Here is a 15078-nt window from a genome sequence, read left to right on the forward strand (position 1 = left end):
TTTTGAGACATGTTTATAATTTTCTCTATGCCTTCAGAAAATACCTTTTTATAAAAGTTTTGTTTTCTAGTTATATATTGTAATATATATGTGATAAGATTATGAGGAAAGTAAACAGGGGGCGCTGCTATGCATGAAAATAATAACAATAAAGAGATTAGTTTTATGGAATATACATTAGCAATTGCTAAATTAAGCATATTTCACGAAATGAGAAACCATAACTGTTTAGATAGTCTGAGGATATTACTGCAGTTACTTCTCAAAGACTGTTCAGAAATAGAAAAAGTTGAAGCCTATTACAAGCTTGTAAATTCTCTGCTGGTAGAAAGCGAAGAAGCCATATATCCAGTAGGTTCTCTTTGGCAAAACTATATACTTGAACAAATACTTATTTCAGATAATATTTTCACAAGACAAGCTGAGTCACAAGAAGAGATCTCCTCATTAATAGGAACTGTAGTGAATGAAGATCTGAGACAGCTAAAAACCTTGTACAGCATTGATTGGCAAAAAGTAGAGGAAAATGTTTTTGGAGGTCCTCTAGAGCAGTCAATTTTTAAAATAGAAGGAACTATGTCAAGATCTCAAAGGGTTTTCCCAAAAATCTATCAGCAAGAAAAGCATCTATTGAAAAAGACTCTGCACAAGAACCATGAGTGGGAAAATTTGCTATCAGATATTATTCTCTTTTTCAAGAAATGGGGTACTGGGGAAATTGCCCAGTATTGGGTATTTAAATATAATGGAGAATATCTAGAAGGAATCAGTAAACCAGATCCAATTCGCTTAAAAGAGCTGTTAGGCTGGGATAGTCAACGAAATCAGATCATAGATAATACCCAGCAGTTTGTAAATGGACATACTGCAAATAATACATTACTCTATGGAGATAGGGGTACAGGAAAATCCTCTACAGTCAAAGGGCTCATCTATGAGTTTGGGGAAAAGGGTTTAAGGTTAATTGATGTGTCACTAAATGGACTTGTAAAACTTCCAAATTTGCTTAGAAAATTATCAGAAAAACCTCAACGGTTTATAATATTTATAGATGACCTTTCCTTTGAAGAGTATGAAACTCAATACAAAGAATTAAAAGCGGTCTTAGAGGGTGGAGTAGAGGTACAACCAGACAATGTACTAATCTATGCCACCTCCAATAGGAGACATCTAGTAAAAGAAAAGTTTAGTGACAAGGACATGAATTACTATTCGACAGAAAATGAAGAGGTTAGAGGGCAGGATTCCTTACAGGAAAAGCTATCGCTTTCAGATAGGTTTGGCATGACAATCTATTTTACTTCTCCAGCCCAAAAAGAATATCTCGAAATAGTTCGTTTCCTTGCAAAACAAAGAGGCATAGAAATGGAAGAAAGACTGCTGGACAGAATGGCACTTCAATGGGAATTAATGCAAAATTCTCGATCAGGAAGGACTGCAAAACAATTTATTGATCACCTGGCTGGAAGGTTGGCAATGGAGCGAAAGGATTAAAGAGTCACAGCCTTCTGAGCTACATGGATAGCCAGTAATTTTTTTCGTGACATTGTCTTATTGCCATGCTATAATGTTTTTTAAGCAGCAATAGTGCTTGCTTAAGAGTTTAGTTGAGATAAGAGTTTAGCTGAGGCAAGAAAAGTGAATAGAGGGGAGATGAGTAGAGATGAGTTGAGTCGAGTAGAGATTAGCTTTAGCTTAGACTGTCTAATTATGTTTATTAGCCAGACTCATTTCATGGGTCTGGTTTTTTGGTTTTGTTGCAGAGGTGTTAAATGGAAAAAGAGCTATAAGTTGGGGACATTCCTCGGCGAAGGAGCATGTACATTAACAGCCTAGAAAGAGGTGTGTCCCCTTTCATTGAAGGAGGAGAAAAAACAAATGAGAAGTGAATTAAATAAAAATCATAGTGACCATAATGAAGTAATTAAAACTAATGAAGTAATTGAACCTAATAAACCCAATGAAACAATGGATATAAATCTTGGATCTGGTGGTGCTGTATTAACCGGACAAAATACCAATACAAGACAAATTGCTATAGTAGCAGTTTTGATAGCCATAGGTGCAGTACTGAGAATTGTTTCCCCTTCGATTGCGGGGATTACTCCAAACTGGGTAATAGCCATGTATTGTTTAGCAATAATTCTTGTAAGACCAAATATATTTGCAGCAGTAGGAATAGGTTTCGCAGCAGGTGCTATCAGTATGGTTACATCAAAATCACCTATTCCCTATCTTAACCTGATTACTGAACCTGTAGGAGCAGTTGTTGCACTAATGTTTATTTTATTACTACCAAAGCTATCAATTAAAGGATATTCCTTAAAACCATTTATAATAGCATTTATGGCTACACTAGCAAGTGGCATCTGTTACCTAGGATTAAATATGGTAATACTTAGTTTACCAACAGAAGCGGTAAGGGTGGCTCTTATTACTGTAGTAATTCCTGTAGCGATTTTGAACTCAACTATTACCCAACTTTTATATTACCCAGCTAAGAAGTTTCTGAACAGCTAGTTCCAGAAGGACCGAATGTTTGGAGGTAAAAAAAGTGGCACAAATTGCTTTAGAACGCGTCAGTTTTAGATATGAAAAAGCAGATGAATATGCCATTAAAGATATAAGCTTAACAATTAATCCTGGAGAATTTGTGGTACTTACCGGTCCTGCTGGGGCCGGAAAGTCTACTATGGCATATTGTATCAACGGCGTTATTCCTCATTTTCAGAGGGGGATGATGCAGGGAGATATATTTCTTGAAGGTCAAAACAGCAAACAACTTACTACTGGCAGCATTGCCAAAATGGTGGGAAGTGTATTTCAAGATCCAGAAGCACAAATCGTATGTGCACGAGTTGATGAAGAAATTGCATTTGGATTAGAGAACCTAGGGGTTCCTTCTAGAGAAATTACTAAAAGAATTGGTAATGTGTTAGAGCTAGTGGGAATAGAGGAATTAAAATATAGACCAACAAATGCTCTATCTGGTGGCCAAAAACAAAGGGTAGCTATTGCAGCAGTTTTAGCAATGGAACCTACAATCTTGGTCTTGGATGAACCTACGTCAGAGCTTGATCCCTTTGGTACATCACAAGTAATTGAATTACTTCACCGGCTAAACAAAGAAAAGAAAATTACCATAGTCCTTGTGGAACAAAAAATTGAAGAAGCAATTTCCTTTGCTACGAGACTTGTGATAATGCAGCAAGGAGAAATAGTTATAGAAGGTGAACCAGCTAAGGTGCTCACAAAGGATGCCTTGCTGAAATCAGCAGGAGTAAAGCTACCCCAGCTAGTAAACCTCGCATATAGGTTAGGGTTAAAGGAAGATGTTCCATTAGACCTTTTAGATGCTGAAGCTATGGTAAGGAATTATGTTGGGAGGTAAATGAGTTGGAGAAAATGCTAATAGAAGTTGAAGAATTAGACTATGCATACGAAAAGTCCAGCCATGTCTTGAGAAATATTAATATTAAGATTGCAAGGGGCGAGATAATAGCATTCACAGGGAAAAATGGATCTGGTAAGACAACCCTGGCCAAGCATTTTAATGGCTTACTTAAACCAAGCTCAGGTAAGGTGCTAATTGATGGAAAGGATACTGCAAAGCGGACAGTATCTGAATTAGCTCAAACAGTAGGCTATGTTTTCCAAAATCCTGACCATCAAATATTTAATGATACTGTCTTTGACGAGGTTGCCTTTGGACCAAAAAATCAAGGAATAACAGGCAAAAAGCTTGAAGAACTTGTGTTAAATTCTCTCGCAGCAGTTGGTTTAATGGAAGATGCAAATCTATATCCATATCGATTGTCCAAGGGTCAAAGACAAAGACTGGCCTTGGCATCAGTCATCGCAATGGAAAGTGACATAATGGTTTTAGATGAACCTACCACCGGTCTTGATTATAAAGAAGGATTGGAAATAATGGAACTCCTTAAGAAACTAAACTTAAAAGGGCATACCATAATATTCATCACTCATGATATGGGATTAGTTGCTGATTATGCTAAGAGGATGATTGTAGTCTCAGAAGGGGAAATAATAGCTGACAATACTCCTAGGAAAGTTTTTAATCTGGATCAAGTAATAGAGAAAGCACATCTAAAGATTCCTGCAGTAACACAGCTTGCAAGAATATTAAAACTATCAAAAAAAACTACATTAAATGATACAGAACTTTTTCAAGAGATCCTTGCTGCAAAGGAGGCCAACCTAAATGTCCTCTGTAGCTAGCTACATTACTAGAAATTCGTTAGTTCATAATTTACATCCATTGACTAAAATTATTGGTTCTCTCTGGTTTTTGACATTAAGTATCATGGTAAGCACACCTATACATCTAATGATCATCTTAGCCATGGTAATTTTCTGTGGCTTTATTGCAAGAATTTCCATTGAAGTCTTAAAATCTCTTAAGGCAATAACTGTTTTTGCAATTATTATTTTTCTTATTCAAATTGTATTTTATAAATGGGGGACTGTTGTTTTTTATATGATACCTGTAGTAAATTGGCTTCCAGTCACGATGGAGGGTATTTACTTTGGAATTTCTATAGGGTTAAGAATGATGATTATCTTACTTAGCTTTATTATTTTTCTATCTACCACCCAAACAAGGGACATGATGATGGTCTTAGTGGAAAAGCTAAAGGTTCCTTATGACTATGCTTTTATGTTTGTGACTTCCCTGAGGTTTATTCCAACTTTTATGAGTGAGGTGAAAGCAATTCAAGAAGCACAAAAAGCAAGGGGTTACAGGCTTGAAGGAGCTAATCCTCTAAAGAAAATCAAAGCTTATGTGCCAATTGCTCTGCCCCTAGTATTAATATCTCTTGCTAAGGGAGAACGTTTAGCCCTAGCTATGGAAACACGAGCCTATGGATCAGGAGTTCCAAGAACCTATTTAAAAGAGTGGAAAATAGAAATAAAGGATATAGCTGCCATGGTACTAATGTTATCCATACTGGTGCTGGCGGTTTATATGAGATAGAAGGAACATTGTTAGCTAACCAGAGTTAGCAGATAATTGCACTAACAGGTGTGTATCTATATGAGTTAGTAACAGCAGGAGATAAAAATTTGAAGTATTATTCTGACTTCAGACTTCTGACTTCAGACTTCTGACTTCTGATAACTGAAAGTTGAGGTGAGATGAGAATGGCTATTCAAGCTGAGCTAGTTGAGAAAAGACATGAATTTAAAAATCAATTTCCAAGCAGAAAAGTTACTGAACTGTTAAATAGGCTTTATTTTAATTCTGAGGTTTATAAGAAAAAACTTGCCAAGACAGGATATAGCCCTGTTTTAGACATCACTTTTGATGAATTCTCCAACCTTCCATTTACTGAAAAGCATGAGCTTAGAGAAGGGGGGCCCCTTTCTATGTTAGCAGTACCAGAAGAAGATGTTATTAGAATTCATTCTTCCTCAGGAACAACGGGAAAACCTGTAGTTATCCCCTATACTCAACAAGATGTAGATCAGTGGGCCCAAATGATGAAACGTTGTTATGAACTTGCTGGGGTTACTAAAAGAGATAGGGTGCATATTACACCAGGCTATGGTTTATGGACTGCGGGAATAGGCTTCCAGGCTGGAGTAGAAAAGCTTGGGGCAATGGCTGTACCAATGGGCCCTGGGAATACTGATAAACAGTTGGAAATGATGATAGATCTTAAAAGCTCTGTATTAATTGGAACTTCCTCCTATGGACTTTTATTAGCTGAGGAAATTCACAGCAGGGGTATCAAGGATAAAATACATCTTAAAACAGGAATTTTTGGATCAGAACGCTGGGGAGAAAAAATGCGCCGCAAAATTGAGGAGCTTCTCGGCATAGAAGCATTTGACATATATGGATTGACCGAAGTATACGGACCTGGAATTGCCCTTGATTGCAAGTATCATCAGGGGATGCATTACTGGTCAGATCACCTTTTCATGGAAATTATTGACCCCATAACAGGAGATCCCCTGCCACCTGGAGAATTAGGAGAACTGGTAATTACAACACTTACTAAAGAAGCTATGCCTTTAATTCGTTATAGAACCAGGGATTTGACTCGCATAATTAATGAGCCTTGTTTGTGTGGCTGCCCACATCCACGCCTGGATAGAATATTAGGTAGAACTGATGATATGATTAAAGTCAAGGGAGTTAATATCTATCCTGGTCAAGTTGATAATCTATTAAAGGAAATTCAAGGCTTAAGTAGTGAATATCAGATATTTATATCTAGGAAAGAAGGCAGAGACAAGCTGCTTATTAAGGTGGAGAAAGAAAAGCACACTAGCTGCATTAACCTGGAAAAAATAATTGAAGCTGACTTTAAAAATAAAATTGGAATTACAGTTAATGTAGAAGTGGTAGATTGTGGTTTGCTGCCTAGAAGTGAAAAGAAGACAAAAAGAGTTTTTGATGAAAGAGAATAATTTCATTAATTTCTGATAAAAAAAGATCCTCCTAGCTTATCATGAAGCTGGGAGGATTTTGTTTTATTTCATTAGTGAGAAGCATATATAGAGCTAACTTAAAATAGAGTGTAAAAAGCAGGAAAATATAAATATATGGAGAATAGTACCATCAAAGACAACAAATGGAAACAAGGTGTTGAGGTAATATGGATAAAAATTACTACTTAAATCGCCTGACAGACCTGTACAGTTATTATCATGATGTTAAAACTGTTCCAAATCTTGCTCCATTTCCACTAGATATCTATGCACACTTTTACCAAAGCAACCAAAAATATTTTGGCAGTAGGAATGTTTCCTTATGGCGTGTTAATAATGAAGAACATTGTTTTGTTAAGTACTATGAAAAGGTCGACAACCTGATTTTTGATGAAATGATAATGACACTTAAAAAGGCAGTTGTCAAGCTGGTAACTCCCAATCCAGATCATATGAAAACAGCAATAACAGGTGTAGCAATCACAGAAAAGCCACCAGGAGCTGAATTAGTTTCACATGCCAAAAAGTTCAGCTACAAAAAGCCATATATGTTTTACCTACATGGCTGGAGTGAGATAAGATTTTTGCTTATAGATTTATCATCTAAACAGGTAATTTGTAATTCTGCAGGAAAGGAGGTAAAAAAATTCTATGAGGGCCTGTTTAGTGATGGTAGATAAAGTGAAACTTCAATCAGTATCTTCATTGATTGTTAGTTGAACTAATCAGGAACTTAGGGTCCGTTATCCCCTACTTGAAGAAGAGGGGGTATTATGGACGGTTAGTGCGTGATAAAAAATAGGAGGTAACGAAGGAGGTATTAAAAATGAGTGCTATACTAGTACTAGTAATTGGAATAGTATGTTTCTTAATTGCGTATGTAACGTATGGTGCTTGGCTAGCAAAACAATGGGGTATAGATCCAACTAAACCTACCCCAGCACATAGTCAATGTGATAATGTAGATTATTGCCCTGCTAAATCTCCAGTACTTCTAGGACATCATTTTTCATCTATTTCAGGAGCTGGTCCCATAGTTGGGCCAATAGCTGCCAGTATATTTGGCTGGGTTCCCGTAGCTTTATGGATTATAGTTGGTTCGATATTTGTTGGTGGAGTTCACGACTTTGGGTCTCTGTTAGCCTCTGTCCGACATGGAGGTAAGTCAATTGGTGAAGTCATAGAGACAAATATTGGAAAAACAGGTAAAAAGCTTTTTGCAATATTTGCCTGGTTAACCCTGATTTTAGTCGTTGCTGCTTTTCTTAATATTACTGCAAATACTTTTGTTTCAACTCCGTCTGCTGGGACTGCATCTATTCTATTTATTTTCTTGGCAATGGCCTTTGGTTACGCCCTAAATGTAAAGAAAATGGGACTTGTTGTTACAACTGTTTTAGGTATAGGACTATTATTGCTTTGCATTTATCTTGGACAATTATTACCATTAGCACTTTCCGCAAGCACTTGGATGTATCTGCTTATTGTGTATATTTTTGTTGCCTCAGTTTTACCTGTGTGGCTTCTACTGCAACCTAGGGACTACTTAAACTCATTCCTGCTATACGCAATTTTAGGCGGAGCTGTCATAGGAATAGTGATGTTAAACCCTCAATTAGAAATGGCTACGTATAATGGATTTAGTGTAAATAACACTTATCTTTTCCCGATGCTCTTTGTTATTGTAGCCTGTGGAGCTATATCTGGCTTTCACTCCCTTGTAGGCTCAGGAACTACCTCTAAACAGTTAAATAATGAGAAAGATGCAAAATTAGTAGGTTATGGTTCTATGCTTATAGAAGGGGTTCTTGCCCTCGTAGCATTAATAACAGCTGCTTATTTGCTTGGTCCAAAGCTTACTGAGCTTTTAGCAGGGGGGCCAATTAATGTTTTTGCAGATGGAATAGGTAATTTTCTAGTAGTTTTTGGAATAAAATTTGAAATTGGCAAGCAATTTGGTGCACTTGCTTTATCGGCTTTTGCTTTAACTAGCTTAGATACTGCAACACGTTTAGGCCGTTTCATTTTCCAAGAATACTTTATAGCTGATGGCAATGAAAAGGCAGTATTAGGAAATCGCTTTGTAGCAACTGGTATTACAGTATTTATTGGGGGTCTTCTGGCATTTCGTGGATGGGCATTAATTTGGCCAATGTTTGGGACTGCCAATCAACTTTTGGCTGCACTATCTCTTATTACGGTAGCAGTTTGGTTGAAAAAATCAGGTAAAAATAATAAAATGCTAACTATACCAACAATATTTATGTTTGCAGCTACCTTGATTGCTACTGTTCTTCTTCTCCAGAGTAATTTAGTAGCAGGCAACTTCCTGCTAGTAGGCATTGGTGCCGCATTATTTGTACTAGCCATAGTATTAATAGTCATGGCAGTTAAAGCATTGTCCGCACCACCATCTGGAAAAGACAGCAACATTAAGGCTTAAGTAAGTAAAAGTAAAAAGTAAAAACATAAGACCTTTTAAGCTGCTTCAAAGGGAGCATATGAACTGCCTACTGTCTACTTGACAGGGGCAGTTCAAGTATCCAAGCTTAGAGGGTCTTTTACTATCTTTTATTCACTTTAGCAGCCGTAGGTAGACCTTTCTTAGAGCCAAATATTACCTTATTAGTATAAAATTCCATAAAATATAGTTTGATTTGACCTAAAAATGTATAATTTTGTAGAAACGGGGCTAAAATAACCTGTGAACGGCCCAAATAGAAAAAGATACCAATTTCTTTAGAAAAGGTAACAAGAAATCAAGTGAAAGTTAAATTAATAATGAAATAAGAAGAGGTGAAATAAATGTATCACCAAAAATTAAAATCGATACTTAGCCTTCTGCTGGTAGTATTTATGGTTATAGCTTTTACAGCAACTGATGTAGCTGCTAATGATATTAATGCTATGACACAGCAGTTGTTGTTATCAGGACAGGTAAGTTCTGAGATAGCGGCAAGGGTTAACTCCCATACAGCTTTGTATCAGGTTAAGCCAGGGGATACTTTATGGGACATAGCTTATAACTATGGAACTGATGTAGAAATGGTTGTAGCTATGAATAACTTGTCTCAAAATGCTGTTAGGCCGGGACAGATACTAGTTCTTCCAGTTGAAAAGGAAGTAGTTTACACAGTTCAAAGGGGCGATTTCTTAAATAGGATAGCCCATCAATTTAATGTAACTGTTAATGAAATAGCAAAGGTAAATGGAATAGTAAATCCTAATCTACTAGCAATAGGTCAGGAGCTTATTATTCCAGGAGTCCAAAACACAGTTCCTGTGAGTAATACTGGTAGCAGTAATACCAGACTGAGAAGTGTATCAACAGCAAATCGTGGTACAATATCTAATTTTTTGTGGCCGTGTACAGGACAGATAACTTCCCCATATGGGCCTAGAAGTAGTGGTTTTCACCATGGACTTGATATAGCAGCATCTAGGGGTACAAAGATTAAAGCAACTCGTAGTGGTCAGGTAGAATTTGCAGGTTGGTTAAATGTCTATGGAAGAACAGTTATTGTAAATCATGGCAATGGAAATCAAACACTATACGCTCATAGCAACCAACTCCTTGTAAAAGAAGGACAACAAGTGGTAGCAGGACAAGCAATTGCTACAATAGGAACTACTGGTAATGCTACAGGTCCTCATGTGCATTTTGAGATAATAATGGATGGAAACAGAGTAGATCCCATAAGATTTCTAAGATAGTTATAGTTGTTATTTTATTTGCAAAGCCTCTTTTTCTATGCTATAATGTCAACAGTTTGTGTAACAGTTTTATCCGATGACTACCATCGCTAAATATAAGTGGGATATAAGCGGTGCTACGTCCCTGGATAACGGTTTCTAAGCTTCATGGATTAATGACTCCATATGAAGCAAGAATCCTGTTTATAACTATAGTTATAACATACTAAAAACACATAATTTTAAGGGAAAGGGGTGTGCTTCAGATGAAAAAAGATACTCACCCAAAATATGAGGCTACAACAGTAACTTGTGCATGTGGTACTACATTTGAGACCAAGTCTACGAGTAAAGAAATTAGGGTTGAAGTATGCTCGAAATGCCATCCTTTCTATACCGGTTCAAAATCACGTTTGGTTGAAAAAGGTGGCCGGGTTGAAAGATTTAAAAAGAAATATGGTATGGATGGTTAACAATAACGGAGCATTTGCTCCGTTTTTTGCTGTGTAGCTACATGACTATCAAGTTAGTATAACTTCTGACTTCTGCATTTTTGCATTTCAGTTGCTAGTTAAATCATATATGTTCTGATATAATGTTCAAGAGGCAAGAGGCAAGGTTTTAAGGTTATTCTGACTCCTGACTCCTGACTTCCGACTTCTGAAAGTAAAGGTTGTGGTAAGTATGTCTAAGGAAAAATTCTCCTATGGTGGTCAGGCAGTCATAGAAGGGGTAATGATGAGGGGTCAGGATGAAATAGCCGTTGCTTTGCGCAAGGGTACAGATGAAATCATCCTTGATCGGCGTCATATAAAGTCGTTATCAAATAAATATCCCATATTTAAGCTACCTCTACTTCGAGGGGTTCTAGCATTAATAGAATCATTGGTCCTAGGGATAAAGGTGTTAACCTATTCTGCAAACCAAGCAGCTGACCAGGACGATGAAGAGATAACTTCAAAAGAAATGTTTTTTACAATTTCTTTAGCATTTATTCTAGCAGTAGTACTCTTTGTGGTAATACCGACAGGATTAGCTTATCTTTTACAGGGAAATATGAATTACTTTTGGCAAAACTTTATTGAGGGCATACTAAGAATAGCAATTTTTTTAGGATATATCGTAGCTATATCTAGAATGAATGATATTCAAAGGGTATTTCAATACCATGGTGCAGAGCACAAGGTAATACATGCATATGAAGCTAGAAAACCGCTTACAGTTGAGAACTGTCGTGAATATGGACCGCTTCATCCTAGATGTGGTACTAGTTTTCTATTGATAGTTATGGTGCTGGCACTTTTGCTTTTCTCTTTTATAGATACCGAAAATATTTGGTGGAGATTTTCTTCTAGGCTATTATTAATGCCTATAGTGGCAGGCACAGCCTATGAACTAATAAAATATACTGGAAAGAACTCTAATAGAGGCTGGGTTAAATTTTTGATTACACCAGGATTATGGTTACAAAAGTTAACAACTAAAGAACCTGATGATTCCCAATTAGAGGTTGCAATTACTGCATTAAAAGCGCTCGTTTCAAAAGAAGAGCCTAATTATCCTGAAACTTACAATAGAGGTGAAATAAATGTTTGATAAGTTAGAAAGCCTTGATAAAAAATATGAAGAGCTAAATCTAATGATGACAGATACAAAGGTTTTAACAAATCAAAAGGAACTACAAAGGGTAGCAAAGGCTCATTCAGATCTACAGGATGTAGTTACCGCCTATCGAGCCTATAAGAAGGCGGTAGAAGATTACAATGAGGCTGAAGGACTTCTTAGAGAAGGGGGACTTGAAGCTGATTTTAAAGAAATGGTAGAGATGGAAAAGGATAAAGCTACAGAAACCAAGGAACGACTTGCTGAAAAGCTTAGATTACTTCTTTTGCCGAAGGATCCAAATGACAGCAAAAACGTTATTATGGAGATTAGAGGTGGAGCGGGTGGAGATGAAGCAGCCCTCTTTGCAGGAGACCTCTTTAGACTCTATGTAAAATATGCTGAAAGTAAAGGCTGGAAGGTAGAAGTTTTAAACTCCCATGAAACTGATATTGGAGGTTTTAAAGAAGTGGCTTTCTTGATAGAAGGTCACGGTGCATACAGCTTATTGAAATACGAAAGTGGCGTCCATAGGGTTCAAAGAATTCCTTCAACAGAGTCTGGGGGAAGGATTCATACTTCAACCGCTACAGTTGCAGTTTTACCTGAAGCAGAGGAAGTGGATATTGCAATTGATCAAAATGATTTAAAGATTGACGTGTTTTGCTCAAGTGGCCCTGGTGGCCAATCTGTAAATACAACGCAATCAGCTGTTAGGGTTACACATATTCCTACTGGAATAGTTGTTTCCTGTCAAGATGAAAAGTCACAGTTAAAAAATAAGGACAAGGCTCTAAAGGTTTTAAGAGCCAAGATTTATGATAAAGCGCAAGAAGAACAGCACCAGGCCATGGCAGGTGATAGAAAGAGCCAGGTAGGAACAGGTGACAGGAGTGAAAGGATTCGTACCTTTAATTATCCACAAGGTAGAGTAACTGACCATAGAATAGGATTAACACTCCACAAGCTTGACATGATACTGCTGGGAGACATTCAGGACATAATTGATGCCCTTATAACACATGACCAATCTCAGCAATTAAAAGGGGTAGAGTAAGAGGATAGGAAGAAGATTAATTATGGATACGAAAATTTCTAATCTAATAAATGAAGGGGTTAAAATTCTAGAAGGATCAGGGGTGGGCAATGCCAGGTTTGAGGCCACCCTTTTATTAGGTTTCACCCTTAAGTGGCAGAAGCATACTATGTTGATGAATATGCAAGAGGAATTATTGCAGACAGAAGCTAAAAGATTTTTCGAGCTAATTGAATTGAGAAGAACTGGCTATCCATTACAATACATAACTGAAACTCAGGATTTTATGGGTTTAGAGCTTAATGTAAACCCTTGTGTTTTAATACCTAGATATGACACAGAAGTACTTGTAGAAAGTATCTTAAAAAAAGATCTGCCCCCGGGTACAATAGCAGTAGATGTTGGCACTGGTAGTGGCGCAATTGCTGTTTCTTTGGCAAAGTTTAGACCAGCTTGGGATATTTATGCGATAGATATAAGTGAAAGAGCCATTGAGGTGGCTGAGAACAACTGTAATAGACACAAGGTAAGTATAACTTTTCTCCAAGGAGATTTATTAGAACCCCTAGAAAATATTCAACTCAAGCCCAATCTAATTGTCTCAAATCCTCCTTATATACCCTCAGGTGAAGTTGAAACCTTAATGAAAGAGGTTCAATTTGAACCAGGCCTTGCTCTAAATGGAGGACAAGATGGCTTGGATGTTTATAGAAGACTTATTCCCCAAGCATACTCAATACTTACTAAAGATGGATACATAGCCCTTGAAATAGGGTACGATCAAAGTGCTTCTGTAAGTAGTATTTGCACAAAAGAGGGCTTTAGAGATATAGAAATAATAAAAGATTACCAGCAACATGATAGGGTGGTTATTGGTATAAAGTAAAACTGACTAATTCTGAAGACTTCTTAAAAGGCAGAATTCTCCTGTATACTACGTCTCATATATACAGGTTGGTAGATTAGATATTTTGAGTTAACTTGATAGTCATATAAAGTCTATATTACTCTTCTTAACATATTCTTATATAGAGGGAACTTAGTTCTAAAGTTCTAAAAAATGTTAGGAGATAGATAATGGATTGGTTTTTTTCTTCAAATATAATGGTATATGCAGGGAACTTTTTCCAAAATAATCAGAGTATCATTGATGTAATAATAGTACTTGCGGTCATAAAGGTATTTGGTCATATTAGTAAGACCCTTGGTCAACCCTCTGTATTTGGTAAAATACTAGCAGGCATAATCATTGGGCCCTCCATTTTGGGGCTAGTAACCCAAGGCCCGCTTATAAAAGGACTAGCGGAAATAGGTGTCATCTTACTAATGTTTCTGGCAGGTCTTGAGACCAATACCAATAGGCTCTTGAGAAGCTTACGTCCAGCAACCTACTCTGCCTTATTAGGGGTTACATTTCCCCTAGTGGCTGGGTTTATGATAGGTTTGCTCTTTGGATATGGAAGTGGAACATCAGCATTTATAGGTGTGGTTCTAGTTGCAACGTCTGTAAGTATATCTGTACAAGTGTTAAGAGAATTGGGAAAGCTACAATCAAAAGAAGGGTTCACAATTCTCGGAGCAGCTGTTTTAGATGATATAATAGGTCTTGTAATTTTAAGTCTAGTTGTGGGTATTTCTATAGGCGGATTAAGCACCCTGCATGTAGGTACAATATTGCTTAAAGTAATGCTATTTTTTGGAACTGCACTATTTATAGGTAAATTCTTTTTTCCATTTCTATTTAAAATAACAGGTAAAATGCAGGTTTCCGTTCCACTAGTGACTACTTGTATAATTATAGCTCTAATTTACGCCGTTGCTGCCCAGTATATGGGTTTAGCGGGAATAATAGGGGCATATCTTGCTGGGTTAATGGTTAGAACTGTTAATCAGGGAGGAAGCCTCCTTAGATCTATAGAAACTGTAGGGTATTCATTCTTTATCCCATTTTTCTTTGCTGGGATAGGACTTGAAGTAGAATTAGGAGCTATCTCAACAGACCTCATATTCTTTACAATAATAATCACTATGGTAGCAGTAGTAAGTAAGTTTTTTGGGTGTGCATTTGGTGCATTCATAGGAGGCTTGCCTAAAAGAGCATCACTTATAGTGGGTGCAGGCATGGTTGCCAGGGGCGAAGTAGCTCTAATTGTTGCCAAGTTTGGTAATGATACAGCTTTAATAAGCCCTGAGATTTTTACTGTTATGGTAATAATGGCAATTATTACAACAATTTTATCCCCACCTTTGATAAGGTTATTCGTTCGATAGCTAATACTTAGAAAACT

General features: G+C 37.0%; 14 protein-coding genes. All 14 read left to right on the plus strand.

The genetic code is table 11. The annotated features are described in order from the left end of the window. Positions 1-129 precede the first annotated feature (129 nt). The 14 genes from APF76_17345 to APF76_17410 all read left to right on the plus strand — a co-directional run bounded on the left by APF76_17345 (position 130) and on the right by APF76_17410 (position 15061). Positions 130-1494 carry a hypothetical protein gene (locus APF76_17345; GenBank protein ID KUO51248.1) on the plus strand — a complete coding sequence of 455 codons (1365 nt, stop codon included), beginning with the start codon at positions 130-132 and terminating at the stop codon, positions 1492-1494. Positions 1495-1968: 474 nt separating this feature from the next. Beyond that, positions 1969-2520: a hypothetical protein gene (locus tag APF76_17350; protein ID KUO51331.1), complete on the plus strand. Its 552-nt coding sequence runs from the start codon at positions 1969-1971 to the stop codon at positions 2518-2520. A gap of 34 nt (positions 2521-2554) precedes the next feature. Next, on the plus strand, positions 2555-3391 hold the full coding sequence (locus APF76_17355; protein ID KUO51249.1) for a hypothetical protein: 837 nt from the start codon (positions 2555-2557) through the stop codon (positions 3389-3391). A gap of 5 nt (positions 3392-3396) precedes the next feature. Then, entirely contained in the window at positions 3397-4239 is an 843-nt protein-coding gene (locus APF76_17360) for a hypothetical protein (GenBank protein KUO51250.1), read from the plus strand. Beyond that, positions 4223-4996 (plus strand): hypothetical protein, encoded by a 774-nt coding sequence (locus tag APF76_17365; GenBank protein ID KUO51251.1) that lies wholly within the window; start codon positions 4223-4225, stop codon positions 4994-4996. Before APF76_17360 ends, APF76_17365 begins: the two co-directional genes overlap by 17 nt. 167 nt (positions 4997-5163) lie before the next feature. Further along, positions 5164-6438, plus strand: coding sequence for a phenylacetate--CoA ligase (locus APF76_17370; GenBank protein KUO51252.1), 1275 nt, complete (start codon positions 5164-5166; stop codon positions 6436-6438). Between the two features lie 188 nt (positions 6439-6626). Further along, positions 6627-7139, plus strand: a complete 513-nt coding sequence (locus APF76_17375; protein KUO51253.1) for a hypothetical protein — start codon at positions 6627-6629, stop codon at positions 7137-7139. A gap of 146 nt (positions 7140-7285) precedes the next feature. Then, the gene (locus tag APF76_17380) at positions 7286-8902 is read left to right on the plus strand and encodes a carbon starvation protein CstA (GenBank protein ID KUO51254.1); all 1617 of its coding nucleotides are present in this window, start codon (positions 7286-7288) and stop codon (positions 8900-8902) included. 362 nt (positions 8903-9264) lie between these two features. After that, positions 9265-10173, plus strand: coding sequence for a hypothetical protein (locus APF76_17385; GenBank protein ID KUO51255.1), 909 nt, complete (start codon positions 9265-9267; stop codon positions 10171-10173). Positions 10174-10418: 245 nt separating this feature from the next. Beyond that, positions 10419-10625 carry a 50S ribosomal protein L31 gene (locus APF76_17390; GenBank protein KUO51256.1) on the plus strand — a complete coding sequence of 69 codons (207 nt, stop codon included), beginning with the start codon at positions 10419-10421 and terminating at the stop codon, positions 10623-10625. 211 nt (positions 10626-10836) lie between these two features. Continuing rightward, positions 10837-11748 (plus strand): hypothetical protein, encoded by a 912-nt coding sequence (locus tag APF76_17395; GenBank protein KUO51257.1) that lies wholly within the window; start codon positions 10837-10839, stop codon positions 11746-11748. Further along, positions 11741-12811, plus strand: coding sequence for a peptide chain release factor 1 (locus APF76_17400; protein ID KUO51258.1), 1071 nt, complete (start codon positions 11741-11743; stop codon positions 12809-12811). The genes APF76_17395 and APF76_17400 overlap by 8 nt, the downstream gene beginning before the upstream one ends. A 22-nt stretch (positions 12812-12833) precedes the next feature. Continuing rightward, positions 12834-13676 (plus strand): hypothetical protein, encoded by an 843-nt coding sequence (locus tag APF76_17405; protein KUO51259.1) that lies wholly within the window; start codon positions 12834-12836, stop codon positions 13674-13676. A gap of 218 nt (positions 13677-13894) precedes the next feature. After that, positions 13895-15061: a hypothetical protein gene (locus APF76_17410; GenBank protein KUO51332.1), complete on the plus strand. Its 1167-nt coding sequence runs from the start codon at positions 13895-13897 to the stop codon at positions 15059-15061. The last annotated feature ends 17 nt before the right edge of the window (positions 15062-15078 follow it).

It is taken from the genome of Desulfitibacter sp. BRH_c19 (genome assembly GCA_001515945.1).
In the GTDB taxonomy this organism is placed as follows: domain Bacteria; phylum Bacillota; class DSM-16504; order Desulfitibacterales; family Desulfitibacteraceae; genus Desulfitibacter.

Excerpts from the sequence above, each read along its gene's own strand:
- APF76_17400 (KUO51258.1), top strand. The coding sequence starts at position 11,741 with ATGTTTGATAAGTTAGAAAGCCTTGATAAAAAATATGAAGAGCTAAAT.
- APF76_17380 (KUO51254.1), top strand. The coding sequence starts at position 7,286 with ATGAGTGCTATACTAGTACTAGTAATTGGAATAGTATGTTTCTTAATT.
- APF76_17375 (KUO51253.1), top strand. The coding sequence starts at position 6,627 with ATGGATAAAAATTACTACTTAAATCGCCTGACAGACCTGTACAGTTAT.
- APF76_17405 (KUO51259.1), top strand. The coding sequence starts at position 12,834 with ATGGATACGAAAATTTCTAATCTAATAAATGAAGGGGTTAAAATTCTA.
- APF76_17390 (KUO51256.1), top strand. The coding sequence starts at position 10,419 with ATGAAAAAAGATACTCACCCAAAATATGAGGCTACAACAGTAACTTGT.
- APF76_17350 (KUO51331.1), top strand. The coding sequence starts at position 1,969 with ATGGATATAAATCTTGGATCTGGTGGTGCTGTATTAACCGGACAAAAT.
- APF76_17385 (KUO51255.1), top strand. The coding sequence starts at position 9,265 with ATGTATCACCAAAAATTAAAATCGATACTTAGCCTTCTGCTGGTAGTA.
- APF76_17370 (KUO51252.1), top strand. The coding sequence starts at position 5,164 with ATGGCTATTCAAGCTGAGCTAGTTGAGAAAAGACATGAATTTAAAAAT.
- APF76_17395 (KUO51257.1), top strand. The coding sequence starts at position 10,837 with ATGTCTAAGGAAAAATTCTCCTATGGTGGTCAGGCAGTCATAGAAGGG.
- APF76_17410 (KUO51332.1), top strand. The coding sequence starts at position 13,895 with ATGGTATATGCAGGGAACTTTTTCCAAAATAATCAGAGTATCATTGAT.
- APF76_17345 (KUO51248.1), top strand. The coding sequence starts at position 130 with ATGCATGAAAATAATAACAATAAAGAGATTAGTTTTATGGAATATACA.
- APF76_17365 (KUO51251.1), top strand. The coding sequence starts at position 4,223 with ATGTCCTCTGTAGCTAGCTACATTACTAGAAATTCGTTAGTTCATAAT.